This window comes from Azohydromonas aeria, from assembly GCF_009760915.1.
GTDB classification, from domain to species: domain Bacteria; phylum Pseudomonadota; class Gammaproteobacteria; order Burkholderiales; family Burkholderiaceae_C; genus Azohydromonas; species Azohydromonas aeria.
Genome location: NZ_VIDQ01000081.1, coordinates 1 through 19,899 on the forward strand (window position 1 = coordinate 1; position 19,899 = coordinate 19,899).

Sequence of the window (19,899 nt, forward strand, 5' to 3'; positions counted from 1 at the left end):
CCACGGTCCAGCTGACCAGCGCGCCCACCATCAGCACCTCGCCGTGGGCGAAGTTGATGAGGTTGATGATGCCGTAGACCATCGTGTAGCCCAGTGCCACGAGCGCGTACATGCTGCCCAGCACCAGCCCGTTGATGACCTGCTGAAGAAATATGTCCATGGAGCGGTCCAGAAGGCCCCGGATGCCGGCGCAACGGCCGGCGCCTGCGGGCGGCCCAGGTCAAAAGAAAGGCCGCGGCGTCCGCGCCGCGGCCGTTGCTGTGGGTGTCGGGCCGGCGGGGAAGGCCGGCCGCGGGCTCAGAACGAGGTCAGCACTTCGGGCTGGCCGCCCTTGAAGCCGTACACGCTCACCGGCGAGGACTTCAGGTCGTGCTTGTCGGTGAAGGAGTACTCGCCGGCCACGCCCTTGTAGCTGCCCTTGGCGATGGCGTCGGCCACCTTGCCCGGGTCGGTCGAGCCGGCCTTCTGCATCGCGTCGGCCAGCAGCATGGCGCCGTCGTAGAAGTTGGCGGCGTAGGTCAGCGGGTCGCGGTTGTAGGCGGCCTTGTACTTGGCGGCGAAGGCGCGGCCGGCGTCGGCCTTGCCCAGGATGGTGCCGGCCTGCGCGCACAGCACGCGGCCGTCGGCGGCGCCGCCGCTCAGGCGGCTGGTCTCGGTGGCGCAGATGCCGTCACCGCCGAGCAGCTTGGCCTGCACGCCCAGCGACACCATCTGGCGCAGCATCGGGCCGCCCTGCGCGGAGTAGCCGCCGAAGAACACGGCGTCGGGCTTGGCGCTGCGGATGGAGGTGAGGATCGGCGTGAAGTCGGTCGCCTTGTCGGTGGTGAACTCCTGCTTCACCACGTTGAGGCCCTGGCGCTTGGCCTCGGCCATGAACTCCTGCACCAGGCCCTGGCCGTAGGCGCTGCGGTCGTCCACCACGGCCACGTTCTTGATCTTCATGTCCTTGGCGGCATACACCGCCATGGCCGAGCCCAGCTGCACGTCGTTGACGCCGATGCGGAACAGGCGCGGATAGCCCAGCTCGGTGATCTTGGGATTGGAGCCCACCGTCATCATGACGATGCCGGCCTCGTTGTAGACGCGGCCGGCGGGGATGGCGACGCCGGAGTTGTACGGGCCGACCACGAACTTCACCTTGCTGTCGGCCAGCTTCTGCGCCACGGCCACGCCCTGGCGCGGGTCGGCGCCGTCGTCCTCGGCCACGACCTCGAAGGTGACCTTCTGGCCGCCCACCGTCACGCCCTTGGCGTTGAGTTCCTTGACCGCCAGCAGCAGGCCGTCGCGGTTGTCCACGCCGTAGGCCGACTGCGGACCCGACAGCGGGCTGCTGAAGCCGATCTTGACGACTTCCTGCGCCTGCGCGGCCAGCGACGCCGCGGCCAGGGCCACGGGCGCGAGCGCGGACACGAAGTGCCGGGCGGCAGAGGAAAGCTTCTTCATGGTGGTCTTCCTTCGTAGTGATTCGGGGCTGTCGGCCCGCGGCGGCCGCCGGGCCGGGCGGCATGCCGGAATCGGCTTCCGCCACGGCACCGTGCTGTGTCAACGCACATCGCCACACAACCCGTCGCATCGAATATCGTATACGTTATACGCACGAAGCATGCCTGCGGAAAACCACTAGTTGGCGCGGCTTTCAGGTGTGCAATGCACCAGGGAAGTGCGGCCTGGATGGTGCAATTGACTAGTCCGGGGCGCAATGCATTGAAATGGTTCATCCGCAACCAAAGCCGGCATGCGGGATGACCACAGCGGGAAAACAGCGTATTTCGTATACGCTTTCAAGCCCATTGACTGTGCCGAGGGATGTCCGTGCCGCTCGAACCGAACCAAGCGACCGACCTGGGGTTGCCGCAGGCCATCTCGCAGGTGATCGCGCGGCACCTGCGCAATGCCATCGTCACCGGGCAGCTGCACGAGGGCGAGCCGATCCGGCAGGACGACGTGGCGGCGCTGTTCAACGTCAGCAAGATTCCCGTGCGCGAGGCCTTGAAGCACCTGGAGGCGGAAGGGCTGGTGGCCTTCCAGCGCAACCGCGGCGCCGTGGTGCACAGCCTGTCCGAGGCCGAGATCGTGCAGATCTTCGAGGTGCGGGCAATGCTGGAGTCCAACGCCATCCGCTGGGCGGTGCCGAACATGACGGCGGCGACGCTGGAGCGCGCGCAGGCGCTGTGCGACGCGTTCGCGCGGGAGCAGGACCGGCTGCGCTGGGTGGAGCTGCACTGGGCTTTTCATTCCTGCCTGTACGCGGACGCTCACCGTCCGTTCCTGTTGGACCTGATCCAGTCAATCAACAACCGCACCGAGCGCTACCTGCATATCCAGCTCACCGAGGGCGACGGCCGGCTAGTGGCCGACACCGAGCACCAGAGCCTGGTCGATGCCTGCCGCCGCGGCGACGCCGAAGGGGCCGCCAGCCAAGTGCACGAGCACATCACCAGCGCCTGCGAGCTGTTGCGGCGGCACCTGCCGCCCTCGGCACGGCTCGAAGGCACGCCACGATAGGACGCCGGCGGGCGAATATTTGTTCAAATCGTCGCCTTCACGGCGAACAATTCTCTAGAGATGACCGACACCACCGGGCTGGACCGCATCGACCTGACCATCCTCAAGGCGCTGCAGCGCGATGGGCGCATGACCAACCTGAAGCTGGCCGAGGAAGTGGCGCTGTCGCCCACCGCGGTGCTGGCGCGCGTGGCGCGGCTCACGCGCGAGGGCTACATCCTGGGCTACGAGGCGCGGCTGAACCCGATGAAGCTGCGCGCCGGCATGGTGGTGTTCGTCGAGGTGCTGCTGGACAAGACCACGCCGCTGATCTTCGACAGCTTCAAGGCCGCGGTGCAGGTGCATGAGCAGATCATGGAATGCCACATGGTGGCCGGCGGCTTCGACTACCTGCTCAAGATCCGCTGCGCCGACATGGAGGCCTACCGCCAGTTCGCCGGCACCGCGCTGTGGCAGCTGCCCGGCGTGCGCGAGACGCGCACCTACGCCGTCATGGAAGAGGTCAAGAGCAGCAGCCACGTGCCGTTGCCGCGGCTCTGACCGGGCCGGTACCGGCACCTCTCGGTGCTCCCTCGGCAGTCGCCTGAGAAATAAACCATCACGGCGCCGATCAATAGATAAACATTCGGCGGTGTTTGAGACAAAGTAGTGGCATTACGCTTGGTCTGCCACTGCCATGGACATTTCCTCCCCGACGCCGACGCCCTTCGCCGACTTCCTGCAGCCCGTCGCCTTCGACTCGTCGCTGCGCCGCGCCATCACCGCCGCTTGGCGCAAGCCCGAGGTCGAGGCCGTGCCAATGCTGGCCGCGCTGGCGGCGCTGGGCGAGCCGCTGAAGGGGCAGACGCAGACGCTGGCGGCGCGGCTGGCCTCGAACCTGCGCGAGAGGAAACCGTCCGCGGGCCGTGCCGGCCTGGTGCAGGGGCTGCTGCAGGAGTACGCGCTGTCCTCTCAGGAAGGCGTGGCGCTGATGTGCCTTGCCGAAGCGCTGCTGCGCATCCCGGACCGCGAGACGCGCGACGCGCTCATCCGCGACAAGATCTCGCGCGGCCAGTGGCACAGCCACCTGGGCAAGAGCCCGTCGCTGTTCGTCAACGCCGCCACCTGGGGCCTGCTGCTCACGGGCCGGCTCACGGCCACGCACAGCGAGTCGGGACTGTCGGCGGCGCTGGGCCGCATGCTCGCCGTCGGCGGCGAGCCGCTGATCCGCAAGAGCGTGGACATGGCCATGCGCGTGATGGGCGAGCAGTTCGTCACCGGCGAAACCATCGAGCAGGCGCTGGCCAATGCCCGCGCCCGTGAGGCCGAAGGTTTCCGCTACTCCTACGACATGCTGGGCGAGGCGGCGCTCACCGCCCAGGACGCGCAGCGCTACCTGGCGTCCTACGAGGCTGCCATCCACGCCATCGGCAAGGCCTCGGCGGGGCGCGGCATCTACGAGGGCCCGGGCATCTCGATCAAGCTCTCCGCGCTGCACCCGCGCTACAGCCGCGCGCAGTACGACCGCGTCATGGGCGAGCTCTACCCGGTGCTGCTGCGCCTGGCGCTGCTGGCGCGGCGCTACGACATCGGGCTGAACATCGACGCCGAGGAGGCGGACCGGCTGGAGATCTCGCTGGACCTGCTGGAGCGGCTGTCCTTCGAGCCGGCACTCTCCGGCTGGAACGGCATCGGCTTCGTGATCCAGGCGTACCAGAAGCGCTGCCCCTACGTGATCGACTTCATCATCGACCTGGCGCGGCGCAGCCGGCGCCGGCTGATGATCCGGCTGGTCAAGGGCGCGTACTGGGACTCCGAGATCAAGCGCGCGCAGCTCGACGGCCAGGCCGACTACCCGGTCTACACCCGCAAGCCCTACACCGACATCGCCTACGTCGCCTGCGCGCGCAAGCTGCTGGCCGCGCCCGAGGCGGTGTACCCGCAGTTCGCCACGCACAACGCGCACACGCTGGCCGCCATTTATCACCTGGCCGACCCGGCGCGCTGGCAGCCCGGGCAGTACGAGTTCCAGTGCCTGCACGGCATGGGCGAGCCGCTGTACGAGCAGGTCGTCGGCACCGGCGCGGGCCAACTGGGCCGGCCCTGCCGCGTGTACGCGCCGGTGGGCACGCACGAGACGCTGCTGGCCTACCTGGTGCGGCGGCTGCTGGAGAACGGCGCCAACACCTCCTTCGTCAACCGCATCGCCGACACCGACATCGCCATCGAGGAACTGGTGCGCGACCCGGTGGACGTGGCCGAGGACCTGGCGAAGCGGGAAGGGCGCCTGGGGCTGCCGCACCCGGCCATTCCCGCGCCGCGCGCACTCTTCGGCCCGACCCGCGCCAACTCGCGCGGCCTCGACCTGAGCAACGAGGCCGAGCTGGCGGCGCTGCAGGCCGCGCTGCGTGAAAGCGCGAGTGAAAGCTGGAGCGCCGGGCCGATGCTCGCCGACGGCATCGGCGCCGAGACTGGCGACGCCGGCCCGGGCGAGCCGGTGCGCAACCCGGCCGACCACGGCGACGTGGTCGGTTTCGTGCGCAACGCCACGCCCGCGCAGGTGGACCGCGCCTTTGCCGCCGCCGCCGGGGCGGCCGGCCGCTGGGCCGCGACGCCGCCGGCCGAGCGCGCCGGCATGCTCGACACCGCCGCTGACCGGCTCGAAGCCGGCATGCCGCGCCTGATGGGCCTGCTCATCCGCGAGGCGGGCAAGACGGCGGCCAACGCCATTGCCGAGGTGCGCGAGGCGGTGGACTTCCTGCGCTACTACGCGCACCAGGTGCGCCGCGATTTCACGGCCGACAGCCACGTGCCAGTCGGCCCGGTGGTGTGCATCAGCCCCTGGAATTTCCCGCTGGCCATCTTCATGGGGCAGGTGTCGGCCGCCCTGGCCGCGGGCAACCCGGTGCTGGCCAAGCCCGCCGAGCAGACGCCGCTGGTCGCCGCTGAGGCCGTGCGCGTGCTGTGGGACGCGGGCGTGCCGCGCGACGTGCTGCAGTTCCTGCCGGGTAGCGGCGAAGTCGTGGGCGCGCGGCTGGTCAACGACGAGCGCGTGCGCGGCGTGCTGTTCACCGGCTCGACGGAGGTCGCACGCATCCTGCAGCGCAGCGTGGCCGGGCGGCTCGATGCGCAGGGGCGCCCGATCCCGCTGATCGCCGAGACCGGCGGCCAGAACGCGATGATCGTGGACTCCTCGGCCCTGGCCGAGCAGGTGGTGGCCGACGTGCTGGCCTCGGCTTTCGACAGCGCCGGCCAGCGCTGCTCGGCGCTGCGCGTCCTGTGCGTGCAGGAGGACGTGGCCGACCGCCTCATCGAGATGCTGCTGGGCGCAATGGCCGAGTGGCGCATCGGCAACCCGGACCGGCTGGCGGTGGACGTGGGCCCGGTGATCGACGCCGAGGCGCTGGCCGGCATCGAGCGCCACGTGCAGGCGCTGCGCGCCAGGGGCCGCCGCGTCCATCAGCTCGGCGCCTGCGACGCGGCCGTGCTGCGCCGGGGTACCTTCATGCTGCCCACGGTGATCGAGCTCGACAGCCTGGCCGAGCTGGGCCGCGAGGTGTTCGGCCCGGTGCTGCACGTGGTGCGCTACCAGCGCGAGGAACTGGACGCGCTGCTGGCACAGGTCAACGCCACCGGCTACGGCCTGACCATGGGGCTGCACACGCGCATCGACGAGACCATCGAGCGCGTGCTCAAGGCCGCGCACGCGGGCAACGTGTACGTGAACCGCAACATCGTCGGCGCCGTGGTGGGCGTGCAGCCCTTCGGCGGCGAGGGCCTGTCGGGCACCGGCCCCAAGGCCGGTGGCCCGCTGTACCTGTACCGGCTGCTGTCGCGGCGCCCGGACGACGTGATGGCGCGGCTGTTCGAGCCCGCCGTCGCGCCGGAAGGCGAAGGGCGCGCCATGCCCGCGGCGCTGCGCGCGCTGCGCGACTGGGCGCGCGAGCAGCCGCTGCCGGATCTGGCCAGCGCCTGCGAGCGCTTCCACGAGCGCTCGCGCAGCGGGCTGTCGCAGACGCTGCCCGGTCCCACCGGCGAGAAGAACAGCTACGCTCTGGCGCCGCGCGAGGCCGTGCTGTGCCTGGCCGACGCCGAAGGCGACCGCCTGGTGCAGCTGGCCGCGGTGCTGGCCGTGGGCGCGCGCTGCGTCTGGCCGCTGGAATGCGAGGCACTGCTGCGCCGGCTGCCCGCGGCGGCTCAGGCCGCCATCGTGCTGGCGCGCGACTGGAGCTCGGCCGAGGTCAGCTTCGACGCCGCGCTGTTCCACGGCACGACCGCGGCGCTGCAGTCGCTGCAGCAGCGCCTGGCGCAGCGCCCGGGGCCGATCGTTGGCGTCACGCGCCTGGCGCCCGGCGAGGCGGACGTGCCGCTGGAGCGGCTGGTGGTCGAGAAGGCCACCAGCATCAACACGGCCGCGGCCGGCGGCAACGCGTCGCTGATGACGATCGGTTGAGGCCTCGACCTGCCGCCGGCGCACGCGCCGGCGGTGCGCCGGGCCTGCGCCTGCAAGGCGTCGGCCGCGCTGGGAAGCGCGGCCAGCAGCCGGGCGCGTTGCATCTCTTCGCTTTCCTGACCTGAACCCCCTGGCGGCTCTGCTTGCGCAGGAGCCCGCGCCGCGAGCGCCGGACATGCGGGACGCTCCCGTCCCGGATCGGCGTCGCCCATGCCGCGCGGCCGGCCGCCGACGCGGTTGCGCCGGCAACGAACTTCACATAATCCCGATTGAGACGGGCCGCGCGCCCGGCCGCAACCGGCGCCAATCGGCCGTAACCTGCCGCAATCGGCATGCGGTCCGCCTGCGGGCGCTGGGCGGAAACGCGCAGCGCCCGAATTGAAACCGGTGGGAACACGGGTCGTTTTTCAACAAGAAGAGGTCGCCTGCGCCGCATTTTTTGCAAGGACATGGCCCTGTAATACCAACCTGACGTGGGGCCATCGGGCGATGGCGGGCCATGGTTTTGGCATTATTCAAGGAGACGATATGGACATAAAGGCCTCGGCAAGCATGGAAATGCAGCCAGCACGGCGCGTCGCAGCGGCATCCGGACAAAATCAGCGGATTTTCGGTCTCGACGTGCACCGCATCGTCTGCCCCGTGGCCTTGATATTGATCGCAGCGCTCGTCGTATATTCCATCGCCGATCCGGCCAGGGCCGGCGAACTCCTGAATGCCGCCAAGAACTGGACCATCAACAATTTCGACTGGTTCTACATCATTTCCGGCAACGCCTTCGTCCTGTTTTGCGCGCTGCTGGTAGTCACCCCCGCCGGCAGCGTGCGCATCGGGCGCGGTGAAACCCGGCCCGAATATGGCGCCGTTTCGTACTTCTCGATGCTGTTCGCGGCCGGCATGGGCGTCGGGCTGCTGTTCTGGGGCGTGGCCGAGCCGCTGGCCTATTATTCCGGCTGGTACAAGACGCCCTTGGGCGTGACGCAAAATACCCCCGAGGCCATGCACGCCGCCATGGGCGCCACGATGTTCCACTGGGGGCTGCATCCCTGGGCGGTGTATTGCATCGTGGCGCTGGTCATCGGGTATTTTGCCTACAACCGCGGGCTGCAGAATTCGCTGCGCTCGGGTTTGCAGCCGCTGATCGGCGCGGCCCATAAAGGCTGGATCGGCCACGTGGTAGACATTTTCACGATCCTGCTGACCACTTTCGGCCTGGCCACCTCGCTGGGGCTGGGCGCGCTGCAGGCGTCCGCGGGCATCAGCCATGTTTTCGGCACGCCCGATTCCTTTGCCATGCAGGCCGGCTTCATCCTGGTGGTGGCGCTGCTGTCGGCGGTCGGCGTCGGCGCGGGCATGCACGCGGGCATCAAGCTGCTGAGCAACCTCAACATGGCGCTGGCGCTGGGCCTGCTGGTGTTCGTGGTGCTGGGCGCCGGCGTGGTGAGCTTCATCGCCGGCCTGGGCTCGACCACGGCGGACTACGCCCACCACTTCATTCCGCTGGCCAACTGGATGGGCCGCAACGACCAGGAGTGGTTCCGCGGCTGGACGGTGTTCTACTGGGCCTGGTGGGCCAGCTGGGCGCCCTTCGTCGGCATGTTCATCGCCAGCATCTCGCGCGGGCGCACCGTCCGGCAGATCGTGGTGTCGGTCATGATCGCGCCCACCCTCGTGGCGCTGCTGTGGATGACGGCCTTCGGCGGCGCGGCCATCCACCAGGCCGCCGGCGGCGCGAGCCAGCTCAGCGGCAGCGGCCTCCAGGACGTCACGCTCACGCTGTTCTGGTTCCTCGAGGCGCTGCCCATGGCGCAGTTCACCTCCGTCCTGGCCGTGGTGCTGCTGGCCATCTTCATGGTCACCTCCGTCAACTCCGGCTGCCTGGTGGTGGACACGCTGGCCTCCGGCGGCAAGGAAGACACCAGCGGCTTCCAGAAGGTGGTCTGGGTCGGCGTGATCACCGTGGTGACCCTGGTGCTGTTCATCGTTGGCGGCGACGGCGCGCTCAAGGCCGCGCAGGCCGCGGCGATCGCCCTGGGCCTGCCCTTCATGGCGCTGATGTTCCTGCTCATGCTGGGGCTGTTCAAGGCGCTCATCGGCGAGCGCCTGCGCAAGGCCTGACCTCCGGGAAGCGGCGGCACCGTCGCCTCGGGAACAGGCGACGGCGGCACGGGGCAAGTTCGCCGTCGCCCGCGCCCGAACATGGCAAGCGCCTCCTCAACCTTCGCGAGCCACCATGCCCTGCCTTCCCCGCAAGCTTTTCTCCACTTCCTGGCGCGCCGCCGCGCCCCTGGGCGCGGCGGCCCTGCTCGCGCTGGCCCTGCCGACGGCCCAAGCCGAGGGCTACCCCGGCAAGCCCGTCCGGGTGGTGGTGCCCTGGCCCGCGGGCGCGATCACGGACGCGCTGGCGCGCCGCCTGAGCGACCAGGTGAGCGCCGAGCTCAAGCAGCCGTTCATCGTGGACAACCGGCCCGGCGCCAGCGGCTCGATCGGCGCCAGCTTCGCGGCCAAGTCCGCGGCCGACGGCTACACGCTGCTGGTGGCCTCCTCCGACACCCATGCCATCAACCCGATCTACTACGCGAAGCTGCCCTATGCCACGGGCGACTTCACCGACGTGATGGGGCTGGCCCGGTTCTCCTACACCATCGCCGTGGGCAGCCATGTCCCGGCCAACAGCCTGCGCGAGTTCGTCGCGCTGGCCAAGGCCCAGCCGGGCAAGTACTCGTACGCATCGTGGGGCAACGGCAGCCTGGCCCACCTGGGCACAGAGCTGCTGAAATCGGCCGCGGGCATCGACCTGCTGCACGTCCCGTTCCAGGGCCTGGCCCCGGGCGTGACGGCCCTGATCGGCGGCAACGTGGACCTCATGATCGTGCCCGCCGGCAGCGCCGAGCAGCAGCGGCAGGCCGGCAAGGTCAAGATCCTGGCCGTCGCCGGCCCGGCCCGGCACGCCTCCATTGCCGACGTGCCCACGACGGGCGAGACGGGCTACCCCGCCGTCATCGTGCAGCAGTGGTTCGGGCTGGTGGCGCCCAAGGGCAGCCCGGAAGCCGTCAAGGGCACGCTGACGGACGCCTACTCGCGCGCCCTGGCCCGCAAGGACACGCTGGAGTGGATCGCGACCCAGGGCGGCGAGCCGATGCCCATCAGCGGCGAGCAGTTCAAGGCCTTTGCCCAGGGCGAGTCGGCGCGCTGGCGCAAGGTGATCGCCGACGCCCACATCCAGCTCCAGTGAACCGGCCGGCCCGGCGGCGGCCGTTGTCGTACGGGCTTTCGTAGCGGGGAAAGCACGGCGACGACAGCCCGGGATCATGCGGCCGCACCGCGCGGCGCCCCGCGGCGGATGCGGGCACAACGGATCGGCGCCGGCGGCGTCAGGGCGCGCCGGCGATCACCGGCCGGCGGACGGGCCGGCGGCGCCGGGGCGGCGGCGCCACCAGCCCATGAGCGTCAGGCCCAGCCAGAAGCACTGCGTCAGGAACGAGGCCAGGTTCCAGCTGGTCGTCAGCGACACCAGCACGCAGACGGGCCCCACCACGTTGAGCAGCACCACCAGCCGCCCCGTGGGTGGCTGGTGCAGCAACTGGACACAGAAGTGCGCGGCGACATAGGCCACCACGCCGATGAGCCCGATGTAGTCCTGGAAAGTCATGGAATGCGGGTGAAGGTTCGGAATGCGCCGGTCACTGAAGTGAAAAAAGCCCGCGTGATGCGGGCTTCCTGCTGCGGCGTCGGCCACGGCGCGGTGCGCCGTGGCCGGATTCGTGAACTCTACACTTGCCAATCCCCCTGACGCCGCCCATGGACTTGCGCGGCGTCAAGGATTGCCGGGGGCTTACTTGCTGGCGGCCGCCACCCAGCGGTTGACCACGTCGCCGCGCGAGGCGACGTAGGCGGCCGCTTCCTTGGCCGAGCTGCTGTCCTTGGCCTTGAGCATCACGCCTTCGAGGTCGGCCAGCGAGATCTTCATGTTGCGGATGAAGGCCGAGGCCGTGGGGAAGTCGGCCGAGAAGCCCTTGCGCGCCAGCGCGTGGATCGACTCCGCGCCGCCCAGCGCCTGCTTCGGGTCTTCGAGGTAGCGCAGCTTGTAGCGCGAGAACATCCAGTGCGGCGACCAGGTCGTCACGACGATCCACTGCTTGCGCTGGATGGCGCGGTCCAGCGCCGAGACCATGGCGGCGTCGGAGGCCGTGAGCAGCTGGTAGTCGAGGCCGTAGCTCTTGATGGCGGCCTCGGACAGCTTCATCAGCCCGGCGCCGGCGTCGATGCCCTGGATGCGCCCGTTCAGCTTCTCGCGCACCTCGGGCTTGGCCAGGTCGGCAATGCTGCGCAGCGTGCCTACCGGGATCTCGTCGGGCACGGCCCAGCCCAGCTTGGCGTCGGTGTAGAGGGCACCCAGGTCCTCCACGTCGTCCTTGACCTTCTCCCAGTAGCTCTTGTGCGTGCCCGGCAGCCAGGCCATGAGCATCAGGTCGATCTGGCCGCGCTGCAGCCCGGCGTACTGCAGCGCCACGTCCGTCATCACCAGCTCGACCTTCTGCGCCAGGCGCTGTTCCAGGATGATCTTGGCGATGTTGGTCACGGCCTCGGCGTCGGCCCACGCCGTCCAGCCGATGCGGATCGGCTTGGCCTGGGCCAGCACCGACAACGGCGTGCCCGCCAGCGCCAGGGTGGTGGTTGCGCCGGCAAGGAAGCTGCGGCGGGTCGTCAATGCTTTGCGGTCGGTCATCGGGAGGCTCCGTTGGAGTCGGTGGGCATCAGCCGCGGTCAAGGTAGAGGCGGCGGAATCTGTTGCTTGCATCCTTGCGACACCGGTCGGCCTGCGTTCGACATGGGGCCGCGCGGTGTGCGCAAGTTGGCGGTTCTCACACCCGGCCACCGTGCCGGCGGCCGGGGCCGGTTCAGAAGGTGTGCGCGACCCCCAGGCCGTACAGGTTCACGCGGTCGCCGGGGTAGCTCTTGCGGGCCACGTCGGCATAGACGCTGGTGCGCTTGGACAGCGCGTACACCGCGCCCGCGGCCGTGGTCTTCTGCGCCTTCACGCCATCGACGTCCACCTGGCCCCAGCCGGCGTTCAGCGTCCACGGCCCGATGAAGTACTGCGCGCCCAGCGTGATGGCCTTGGCCTTGGAAGCCGCGCCGGGCGACTTGCTCAGGTCCCAGGCGCCCATCAGGGCCAGCGAGTCGATCTTGCCCTTGAGGCCGACGAAGGTGTCGCTGGCGCCGGCGCTGTTCTTCTCGCGCGCCACCATGGCCGTGATCGGGCCGGCGGCGTACTTGATCGCCCCGCCCAGCGGGCGCTGGCTGTCGCCCGGGCGCTTTTCTGGCGAGCCGCTCACGTGCAGCGAGAAGCCACCGACGACCGGCGAGTCGTAGAAGATGCCGTTGTTCAGCCGCCCGTACTCGGCTCGGCCGCTGTTGGCCTGCGGGTCCGAGGGGAAGTTGTAGTGCCACAGGTCCCACGCCGGCGAGGCGACGCGGTTGAAGTTGTACCAGGGGTCGAAGTGCCAGTCGTTGGCCCACATCGCGTCGAGCGCGCGGCCGGCCTTGACCGAGCCGAAGGCGCCCTTCAGGCCCACGGTCGATTCCCCGTGGAAGAACGGCTTGCCGCTCGCCGGGTTGCCCTCCAGCGTGCCCGTGTCCATGTCGAAGCGCGTGGTCAGGTTGAAGAAGGCCGCCAGGCCGCTGCCCAGGTCTTCCGTGCCGGAGAAGGTGAGATAGCTGCGCTGGATCGTGCCGACGTTCCAGGTCTCGTTGCCGTCGCGGTAGATGCCGACGTCAACCATGCCGCCGATGTTGACCGAAGACTGCGCCAGCGCCGTGGCCGGCATCAAGGCCGCCGCGCCGAGCGCCAGCAGTACCGTCCTGATGGGGATTCTTTTCACAAGCAAGGCCCTCCAATAGATGTTGGCAGCCTCACTTTGTCAGCACCTGCAACCGGGGCCTTGCCTTCAGGCGACAAAGGGTGTTCTGTTTTCGCAATGACGACCGTCAAGGAACCCTGAAAAATGAAAAATGCCCGCGCTGGCGGGCATTTTTTGCTTGTGGCCGCCGTTGGCGGCGGCCGCCTGGAGCGCGGGCGCTGCGGTGCTCAGCTTTCCTGGCGCCGGGTGCCGAAGCTCTCGGTGAGACGGTCCAGGATGATGGCCAGCAGCACCACCGACAAGCCGCTCTCGAAGCCCAGGCCGATGTCCAGGCGCTGGATGCTGGAGAGCACGTCGTTGCCCAGGCCGCCGGCGCCGACCATGGAGGCGATGATCACCATCGACAGCGCCATCATGATGGTCTGGTTGACGCCGGCCATGATGGTGGGCAGCGCGATGGGCAGCTGCACCTTCCACAGCAGCTGCATCGACGTGCAGCCGAAGGCCTGGCCGGCTTCCACCTGCTCGGCGTTGACCTGCCGGATGCCCAGCGCCGTGAGCCGCACCACGGGCGGCATGGCGAACACCACCGTGGCCAGGATGCCCGGCACGCGCCCCAGCCCGAACACCATGGCCGCCGGGATCAGGTACACGAAGGCCGGCATGGTCTGCATGAAGTCCAGCACCGGGCGCAGCAGCGCGTTGAAGCGGTCATTGCGCGCGCACAGGATGCCCAGCGGCACGCCCACGACCAGGCTGATGAGCGTGGCCGAGAACACCAGCGCCAGCGTCACCATGGTCTGGTCCCAGAAGCCGGTGATGCGTATCACCAGCAGGCTCGCCAGCGCGAACAGGCCGAAACCCCACTTCAGCCGCCACACGCCCACGGCCGCCACCACCAGCATCACCAGCCACGACGGGATGGCCAGGAAGCCGGTCTCGACTTGGCCGGCGAAGCGCTCGACCACCGCGCCGACGGCATCGAACAGGCTGCCGCCGCGGTCGAGCATCAGCTTCACCGCGTCGTTGACGAGGGCACCCAGCGGCAGCAGTTCCTTGCCGTCGCCGACGTAGTTGGAGAGGAAGTCAGCCGACATGGCGGGTGCTCGCGATCTTGAGGAGGAGGCTCTTGGGCGTGATGCAGCCCACAAGGCGTTCGGCGTCGTCGAAGACGCTCACGGGTTGATCCAGCCCAAGCACGGTGCGCAGGGCGTCGGGCAAAGTGGTATTGGCGGAAAGGCTGTTCGCGCGGCAGCGCGCGATGAGGTCTTCGGCCACCGGGGCGGAGCTGTCCACCAGGTCCGCGGCGGTGAGGTAGCGCGAGGTGTCCACGCCCTTGAAGAAGCGGCGCACGTAGTCGTTGGCGGGCCGGGTGACGATCTCGTGCGGCGTGCCTTCCTGCACCAGGTTGCCGCCTTCCATGATGGCGATGCGCGTGCCGATCTTGAGCGCCTCCTCCAGGTCGTGCGAGACGAAGAAGATGGTGCGGCGGTGCTCGCGCTGCAGCTGCAGCATCAGGTCCTGCATCTCGGTGCGCTTGAGCGGGTCCAGCGCCGAGAAGGCCTCGTCCATGAGCAGGATGTCCGGGTCCACGGCCAGCGCGCGGGCCAGGCCCACGCGCTGCTGCATGCCGCCGGAGAGCTGGCGCGGGTACTTCTGCGCATAGGCCTTCAGGCCCACCTGGTCCAGCGCCTGCATGACCTTGTCGCGGTAGGCCTTGGCGCTGTCGCCGGCGATCTCCAGGCCGAAGGCGACGTTGTCGAACACGGTGCGGTGCGGCATCAGCGCGAAGCTCTGGAACACCATCGCCATGCGCTTGCGCCGCCAGCGCACCATCTCGGCCGCGGGCATGCGCGCCACGTCCTGGCCGTCAATGGTGACGGAGCCGGCGGTGGGCTCGACCAGGCGGTTGATGAGCCGGATCAGCGTGGACTTGCCCGAGCCTGACAGGCCCATGAGCACGTAGATGTCGCCGGCCTGCACGTCGAAGCTGACCTTGTTGACCCCGACCACCTGGCCGGTGCGCTGGAAGATCTCGTCCTTGGACAATCCCTCGCGCAACAGTGCCAGCGCGGCGTCGGGCTTCTTCCCGAACACCTTGGTGAGCTCGCGTATCTGGATCTTCGGTGTGTCTGACATGGTCGCCTCCCTGGCGCAAACACGAAAAAATCTCTTCTTGTGAAAAAGCCCGGCCGGTGAGGGCCGGGCCGGGCTAGCGGTCGAGTTCGAGGTCGCTCAGCGGCTTGCTGCAGCACGGCAGCATCCAGCCTTGCGCCACCTCGCGCGGGCGCAGGCCACCCCCCTGGTTCATCTCCACCTCGCCGCCGAGCTTGCGCGTGCGGCAGGTGCCGCACACGCCGCTGGAGCAGCTGAAAGGCCAGCGCACGCCCGCGCGCTGCGCGGCCTTGAGCACCGTCTCGTCGGCGCCGCACTCGAAGCGCTCGCCGCGCGTCTTGAGCGTGATGGCGAAGGTCTTCGCCTCGGTGCCCGCCGGGCTGGGGGCGGGTGCAGCGGCCAGCCCGGCCGTGTCCGCCGGGGTCTCGAAGGTGAAGCTCTCTTCGTGGTAGCGGGCCATGTCGAAGCCGGCTTCCACGAGCATGGCGCGCACCGCGGCCATGAAGGGCGCCGGGCCGCAGCACCACACCTCGCGCTCCAGCAGGTCGGGCACCTGGCTGCGCAGCAGCGGTAGCGTCAGCCGCCCAAGCAGCCCGCTGTAGCCGGGGGTGGTGCCGCGGTCCTCGCACACCATGGTGGCGCGCCAGCGCGGCAGCGAGCGCGCCAGCAGCTTCAGCTCGTCGTCGAAGACGATGTCCTGCGGCGTGCGCGCGGCGTGGATGAACTGCACGTCGGCGTCGAGCCCCAGGTCGGCCCAGGCGCGCGACATCGACATCAGCGGCGTGATGCCGCTGCCGCCGGAGAGGTAGAGCTGCCCGCGCGCCGGCACCTGCACCGGCCCCGGCGGGAAGCAGAAGGCGCCCGCCGGCCCGGTGGCGGAGAGCCGCATGCCCGGGCGCAGGTGCTCGTGCAGCCAGTTCGAGACGCGGCCGCCGGGCACGCGCTTGACGGTGATGCTCAGCGTGTCCGGCCGCGTCGGGCTGGAGCTCAGCGTGTAGCAGCGGAACACCGGCTCGCCGTCGATCTCCAGGCGCAGCGTGATGAACTGCCCCGGGCGGTAGCGGAAGCTGCGCGCCTGCAGCGGGCGCAGCACGAAGCTGCGCACGTCATGGGTCTCGTCGCGCACGCGCACGCATTCGAGCCATTCGTCGTCGCCACCCCAGGCCGGGGCGGGCGCCTCGGCCAGGTCCTGGTAGGAAGCGGTCATGCGTTGCTCCTCGCGGATTCGGCTCTCGGCCATCGGCACTCGTGGGCCCCGGTCAGCGCGCGGCGCTCACGCCGGCGCGCATGCGGTCCACGTACCAGGTGCAGAAGGCCTCGACCAGCCCTTCCGTGAACGGCGAATAGGGCCCGGGCTGGTAGGCGTGGCTGGCCACGCCGCGCTGCGAGGCCTCGACCAGGCGCCGGTCCTGGTCGTTGGTGGCGTTCCACACCGCGGTGAGGTTGTCCACGGTGTAGTCCTCGCCTTCCACGGCATCCTTGTGCACGCACCAGGTGGTGCGCACCAGGGTGCGGCCGGGGCTCAGCGGGATCACGGAGAAGCTCACCACGTGGTCGCTCATGAAGTGGTGCCAGGAGTTGGGCTGGGTCCAGAACGACAGGCCGCCGAGCGACTTGTCGGTGAAGCCGCCCAGCAGCTTCTTGCAGGCCACCTGGGTGCTCATGGTCTGCGACTCGCCGGCGCGGTCCAGCGGCAGGCGCTGGGTGCGGAAGCCCGTGACGCGGGTGTCGAGCTCCTCCAGGCGGGCGCTGGGCAGGCCCATGGCTTCCCAGCGGCACTGGCTGTCCCTGACGATCTGCTCGAAGCGCTCGATGCCTTCCGCGTTCTGCGGGCCGGGCTGGGCGCCGAAGCCGTGCTCGTAGAGCGAGATGGTCAGCTCGGGATGGTTGCCCACGCAGTGGTAGCACTCGCGGTTGTTCTCCATCGTGAGCTTCCAGTTGCCCTCCTCGATGATGTCCACCTGGGCCGCCACCTTGCAGTCCTGCAGCCGGTGCGGCGCCAGGTACGGGCGCATGCGCTCGGCCACCTCCTCGAAGTCCGCCGGCGGCTCGTCGGCCAGGCAGATGAAGATGAGGCCTTCGAGCTCGCGCAGGTGCACCTTGTGCAGGCCGTGCTGCTCGCGCAGGAAGGCCTCGCCCATGTGGTCGGCATGGATGAGATTGCCTTCGAGGTCGTAGGTCCACTGGTGGTACGGGCAGACGATGTTGCCCAGGCTGCCCTGGTGGTCCTCGCACAGGCGCGAGCCGCGATGCCGGCAGACGTTGTGGAAGGCGCGCAGCTGCATGTCGTCGTCGCGCACGATCAGCACCGAGTCGGGGCCGACGTCCACGGTGACGTAGTCGCCGGGCTCGGCCACCTGCGGCGCCACGGCCACGAAGATCCAGTGCCGGCGGAAGATGTACTCCATGTCGGCCTGGAACACCTCCTCGCTCAGGTAGAACGGCGCCTCCAGGCTGTGGCCGGGGCGGCGGCGCTCCAGCAGCGCGCTCAGCTGCGCGGCGGCGCTGGCGGCGCGGGGATGCACGGTGACGGTGGCGGTCTGTGTGGGCATGGCGTATGTCCTGTTTGTCCTGGAATGAGCCTCGCTGCGGCTGGGGCCGGCGCTGCCGCGGCTGCGTCCGGGGCCCTGGTGGAGCTCATTGTTCGGGGACCCGCCCTGCCGACCTTGCATGGGTCGGACGCGGATTTGTCTGGAAGCGACATGGGCCATGGCGCTTGTCGCCAGCGCCAGGAGGCGGCCGTCACCGGGCGCAGCCCGCGGCGTACGGGTCCGGACCGCTGCTGCTGAGGGCGAAGATCCACATGGTGGGCCAAAGGCGCGCCGGGCCGGCGCGCGCCGCCGCCACGGGTACCGGCTTTGCTATCGTGGCCCGATCAGCCGACTGCTTCGGGCTCACGCCCATTTTCGTTTCGATGATCGAGGTCCGCCCTGGGCAGGTGCCTGCCACGCCGCACCCCAACAATCCGCAGGGCATCGGGCAGGACGGGCCTGCCGCCGACGCCGCACCCGTGCTGCTGTGGCGCCTCAGCGCGGCAGGCGGCAATGCATGGGTCAATCGCCGCTGGAGCGCCTACACCGGGCAGGAAGCGGCCATGGCCCGGGGTACGGGCTGGCAGGCCGTCCTCCATCCCGACGACCGGCCGGTGCTGCAGGCCCACTGGCGCCACGCGGTAGGCACGGGGCAGCCGCTGGCGCTGGAGCTGCGCCTGCGCCGCCACGACGGCTGCTACCGCTGGCACATGCTGCAGGCGGAGCCTTCGGTCGAGAGCGCGCACGGCAAGCCGGACTGGCTGTGCGCGGCCAGCGACGTGCACGACCAGCATGTCGCCCGCGAATTGCTGGAGCAGCGCCTGCAGCACCGCATGGTGGAGGTGCGCACCATCCTCGACAGCGCCGCCAGCGCCCTCGTCGCCACGGACCTGCGCTGGCGCATCACCACGCTCAATCCGGCCGCCGAGGCGCTCCTGAGGCTGCCCGCGGCCCAGGCGCTGGGGCGGCGCCTGCTCGACTTCGCCGAACCCGGTGAGTTGCGCCGGCGCTCGCGCAGCCTGCCCGCCGAGGTTCGGCAAGTGCTGTGGCCCGGCATCCGGGCGCGCGAGCACGCGTCCCCGGTGCCGGGGCAAGGCAGCGAGTGGCGCTGCCGGCGCGCCGACGGCACGCACGTGCCGGTGATGCTGGGCCTGAGCGTGCTGCGCAACGAGCGCGGCGAGCCCCGCGGCTTCCTGGGCGTGCTCACCGACCTCTCCGAGCGCAAGGCGCTGGAGGAGGACCTGCGCCAGCGCACGCTGCAGGCCGAGGCCGGCAGCCGCGCCAAGAGCGCCTTCCTCGCCCACATGAGCCACGAGATCCGCACGCCGCTCAATGCCGTCATCGGGCTGTCGCAGCTGCTCGTGCGCATGGCGCTGCCACAGCAGGCCCTCGGCTACGTCGGCCACATCCAGCAGGCCGGCGAGCAGCTGCTGGCGCTGACCAACGACGTGCTCGACCTTTCGCGCATCGAGGCCGGCGAGCTGCACCTGGAAGTGGTGGAGTTCGAGCTGCTGCCGCTGCTGCAGTCCCTGCAGGCCATGGTGCAGCCCCAGGCCGCCGCCAAGGCACTGTCGCTGCGGCTGGAAATGAGCGGCGCGCTGCCGGCGGCGCTGCGCGGCGATCCCCTGCGGCTCAGGCAGGTGCTGCTCAACCTGCTGGGCAACGCCGTGAAGTTCACCGCCACCGGCAGCGTCACGCTGCGCGTGCAGGCGCTGCCCGGCGACGCGGAGCGTGCCCGGCTGCGTTTCGACGTGGCGGACACCGGCATCGGCATCCCGGCCGGGCAGCAGGCGCGCATCTTCGAGGCCTTCACGCAGGCCGACAGCTCCACCACGCGGCGCTTCGGCGGCACGGGCCTGGGCCTGTCGATCGTGCGCCGCCTGGTGGACATGATGGGCGGCACGCTGGCGCTGGACAGCGCACCGGGCCGCGGCAGCACCTTCAGCGTCACGCTGGCATTGCGCCGGGCACCGTGACGTTGACGCACAGGAACAGGAAAGGCCAACGCGCCATGCACCACCTGCTGATCGTGGACGACGAGCCGGACGTGGTCGATGTCTTCAGCTACTACTTCGAGAGCATCGGCTACCGCGTGACCGTGGCGAAGAACGCGGGCGCTGCGCTGCAGGCCGATGCCGCCGACCCGGCCGACCTGGTCATCACCGACCTATCCATGCCGGGCATGGACGGCCGCGAGATGGCCCTGCGCCTGCACCAGCGCCGTCCGCGGTTGCCCATCATCATGATGACGGGGTTCGCCGGCGAGGAGCTGCTGGTGCACGGCCCGATCAGCCTGTTCGTCAAGCCCGTGGGCCTGGCCGCGCTGGGCGAGCGTGTCGAGGAAATGCTCGCGAGCGGCCCGCAAGGCTGAGCTGACGCGGCCCGGGACACCGGGCCGTCGCCTGTTGCTTGTCGCCTGTCGCCTGTCGCCTTCAGTCAAGACCATGGCGCT

General features: G+C 69.8%; 16 protein-coding genes. 7 read left to right on the forward strand and 9 right to left on the reverse strand.

Going from position 1 to position 19,899, the window contains the following annotated elements; translation table 11 throughout:
* Together FJ694_RS30100 and FJ694_RS30105 are read right to left on the reverse strand one after the other, a co-directional pair.
* Positions 1 to 160 (reverse strand): ABC transporter permease subunit (locus tag FJ694_RS30100; RefSeq protein WP_445661321.1); only part of this gene is annotated, 160 nt, incomplete at its 3' end.
* 137 nt (positions 161 to 297) lie between these two features.
* On the reverse strand, positions 298 to 1,443 hold the full coding sequence (locus FJ694_RS30105) for a branched-chain amino acid ABC transporter substrate-binding protein (protein ID WP_157271229.1): 1,146 nt from the start codon (positions 1,441 to 1,443) through the stop codon (positions 298 to 300).
* Positions 1,444 to 1,812: 369 nt separating this feature from the next.
* Here FJ694_RS30105 and FJ694_RS30110 point away from each other — a divergent pair, with 369 nt between their 5' ends.
* From FJ694_RS30110 to FJ694_RS30130, 5 genes are all read left to right on the forward strand, one after another.
* Complete coding sequence (locus FJ694_RS30110) at positions 1,813 to 2,505, forward strand: GntR family transcriptional regulator (protein WP_198321072.1); 693 nt, start codon at positions 1,813 to 1,815, stop codon at positions 2,503 to 2,505.
* Positions 2,506 to 2,565: 60 nt separating this feature from the next.
* Positions 2,566 to 3,045: an Lrp/AsnC ligand binding domain-containing protein gene (locus FJ694_RS30115; RefSeq protein WP_157271231.1), complete on the forward strand. Its 480-nt coding sequence runs from the start codon at positions 2,566 to 2,568 to the stop codon at positions 3,043 to 3,045.
* A gap of 136 nt (positions 3,046 to 3,181) precedes the next feature.
* Entirely contained in the window at positions 3,182 to 6,937 is a 3,756-nt protein-coding gene (gene putA, locus FJ694_RS30120; RefSeq protein WP_157271232.1) for a trifunctional transcriptional regulator/proline dehydrogenase/L-glutamate gamma-semialdehyde dehydrogenase, read from the forward strand.
* Between the two features lie 621 nt (positions 6,938 to 7,558).
* Positions 7,559 to 9,055 (forward strand): BCCT family transporter, encoded by a 1,497-nt coding sequence (locus tag FJ694_RS30125; RefSeq protein ID WP_232540292.1) that lies wholly within the window; start codon positions 7,559 to 7,561, stop codon positions 9,053 to 9,055.
* A gap of 115 nt (positions 9,056 to 9,170) precedes the next feature.
* Entirely contained in the window at positions 9,171 to 10,172 is a 1,002-nt protein-coding gene (locus FJ694_RS30130; RefSeq protein WP_157271233.1) for a tripartite tricarboxylate transporter substrate binding protein, read from the forward strand.
* 156 nt (positions 10,173 to 10,328) lie between these two features.
* On the opposite strand, the gene FJ694_RS30135 is transcribed toward FJ694_RS30130, so the two are convergent.
* From FJ694_RS30135 to FJ694_RS30165, 7 genes are all read right to left on the reverse strand, one after another.
* Entirely contained in the window at positions 10,329 to 10,589 is a 261-nt protein-coding gene (locus FJ694_RS30135) for a CBU_0592 family membrane protein (RefSeq protein WP_157271234.1), read from the reverse strand.
* Between the two features lie 183 nt (positions 10,590 to 10,772).
* Complete coding sequence (locus tag FJ694_RS30140) at positions 10,773 to 11,666, reverse strand: glycine betaine ABC transporter substrate-binding protein (RefSeq protein WP_157271235.1); 894 nt, start codon at positions 11,664 to 11,666, stop codon at positions 10,773 to 10,775.
* A gap of 172 nt (positions 11,667 to 11,838) precedes the next feature.
* Entirely contained in the window at positions 11,839 to 12,822 is a 984-nt protein-coding gene (locus FJ694_RS30145) for a porin (protein WP_157271236.1), read from the reverse strand.
* A 206-nt stretch (positions 12,823 to 13,028) separates the two neighbouring features.
* Positions 13,029 to 13,898 (reverse strand): ABC transporter permease, encoded by an 870-nt coding sequence (locus FJ694_RS30150; protein WP_157271237.1) that lies wholly within the window; start codon positions 13,896 to 13,898, stop codon positions 13,029 to 13,031.
* On the reverse strand, positions 13,888 to 14,940 hold the full coding sequence (locus FJ694_RS30155) for a quaternary amine ABC transporter ATP-binding protein (protein WP_157271238.1): 1,053 nt from the start codon (positions 14,938 to 14,940) through the stop codon (positions 13,888 to 13,890). The genes FJ694_RS30150 and FJ694_RS30155 overlap by 11 nt, the downstream gene beginning before the upstream one ends.
* A gap of 73 nt (positions 14,941 to 15,013) precedes the next feature.
* A complete protein-coding gene (locus tag FJ694_RS30160) occupies positions 15,014 to 16,123 on the reverse strand; it encodes an FAD-binding oxidoreductase (RefSeq protein ID WP_157271239.1) in 1,110 nt (369 codons plus the stop codon).
* Positions 16,124 to 16,175: 52 nt separating this feature from the next.
* The gene (locus FJ694_RS30165; protein ID WP_157271240.1) at positions 16,176 to 17,468 is read right to left on the reverse strand and encodes an aromatic ring-hydroxylating oxygenase subunit alpha; all 1,293 of its coding nucleotides are present in this window, start codon (positions 17,466 to 17,468) and stop codon (positions 16,176 to 16,178) included.
* 251 nt (positions 17,469 to 17,719) lie between these two features.
* Between FJ694_RS30165 and FJ694_RS30170 the strand changes: the two genes are divergently transcribed.
* Positions 17,720 to 19,423: a PAS domain-containing sensor histidine kinase gene (locus FJ694_RS30170; protein WP_198321073.1), complete on the forward strand. Its 1,704-nt coding sequence runs from the start codon at positions 17,720 to 17,722 to the stop codon at positions 19,421 to 19,423.
* Positions 19,424 to 19,458: 35 nt separating this feature from the next.
* The gene (locus FJ694_RS30175; RefSeq protein WP_157271242.1) at positions 19,459 to 19,818 is read left to right on the forward strand and encodes a response regulator; all 360 of its coding nucleotides are present in this window, start codon (positions 19,459 to 19,461) and stop codon (positions 19,816 to 19,818) included.
* The last annotated feature ends 81 nt before the right edge of the window (positions 19,819 to 19,899 follow it).

Bases quoted from the DNA above. Each gene is read 5' to 3' on its own strand.
- FJ694_RS30105 (WP_157271229.1), bottom strand. From the start codon at position 1,443: ATGAAGAAGCTTTCCTCTGCCGCCCGGCACTTCGTGTCCGCGCTCGCG.
- FJ694_RS30115 (WP_157271231.1), top strand. From the start codon at position 2,566: ATGACCGACACCACCGGGCTGGACCGCATCGACCTGACCATCCTCAAG.
- putA (WP_157271232.1), top strand. From the start codon at position 3,182: ATGGACATTTCCTCCCCGACGCCGACGCCCTTCGCCGACTTCCTGCAG.
- FJ694_RS30130 (WP_157271233.1), top strand. From the start codon at position 9,171: ATGCCCTGCCTTCCCCGCAAGCTTTTCTCCACTTCCTGGCGCGCCGCC.
- FJ694_RS30135 (WP_157271234.1), bottom strand. From the start codon at position 10,589: ATGACTTTCCAGGACTACATCGGGCTCATCGGCGTGGTGGCCTATGTC.
- FJ694_RS30140 (WP_157271235.1), bottom strand. From the start codon at position 11,666: ATGACCGACCGCAAAGCATTGACGACCCGCCGCAGCTTCCTTGCCGGC.
- FJ694_RS30150 (WP_157271237.1), bottom strand. From the start codon at position 13,898: ATGTCGGCTGACTTCCTCTCCAACTACGTCGGCGACGGCAAGGAACTG.
- FJ694_RS30155 (WP_157271238.1), bottom strand. From the start codon at position 14,940: ATGTCAGACACACCGAAGATCCAGATACGCGAGCTCACCAAGGTGTTC.
- FJ694_RS30160 (WP_157271239.1), bottom strand. From the start codon at position 16,123: ATGACCGCTTCCTACCAGGACCTGGCCGAGGCGCCCGCCCCGGCCTGG.
- FJ694_RS30165 (WP_157271240.1), bottom strand. From the start codon at position 17,468: ATGCCCACACAGACCGCCACCGTCACCGTGCATCCCCGCGCCGCCAGC.
- FJ694_RS30170 (WP_198321073.1), top strand. From the start codon at position 17,720: ATGGTGGGCCAAAGGCGCGCCGGGCCGGCGCGCGCCGCCGCCACGGGT.
- FJ694_RS30175 (WP_157271242.1), top strand. From the start codon at position 19,459: ATGCACCACCTGCTGATCGTGGACGACGAGCCGGACGTGGTCGATGTC.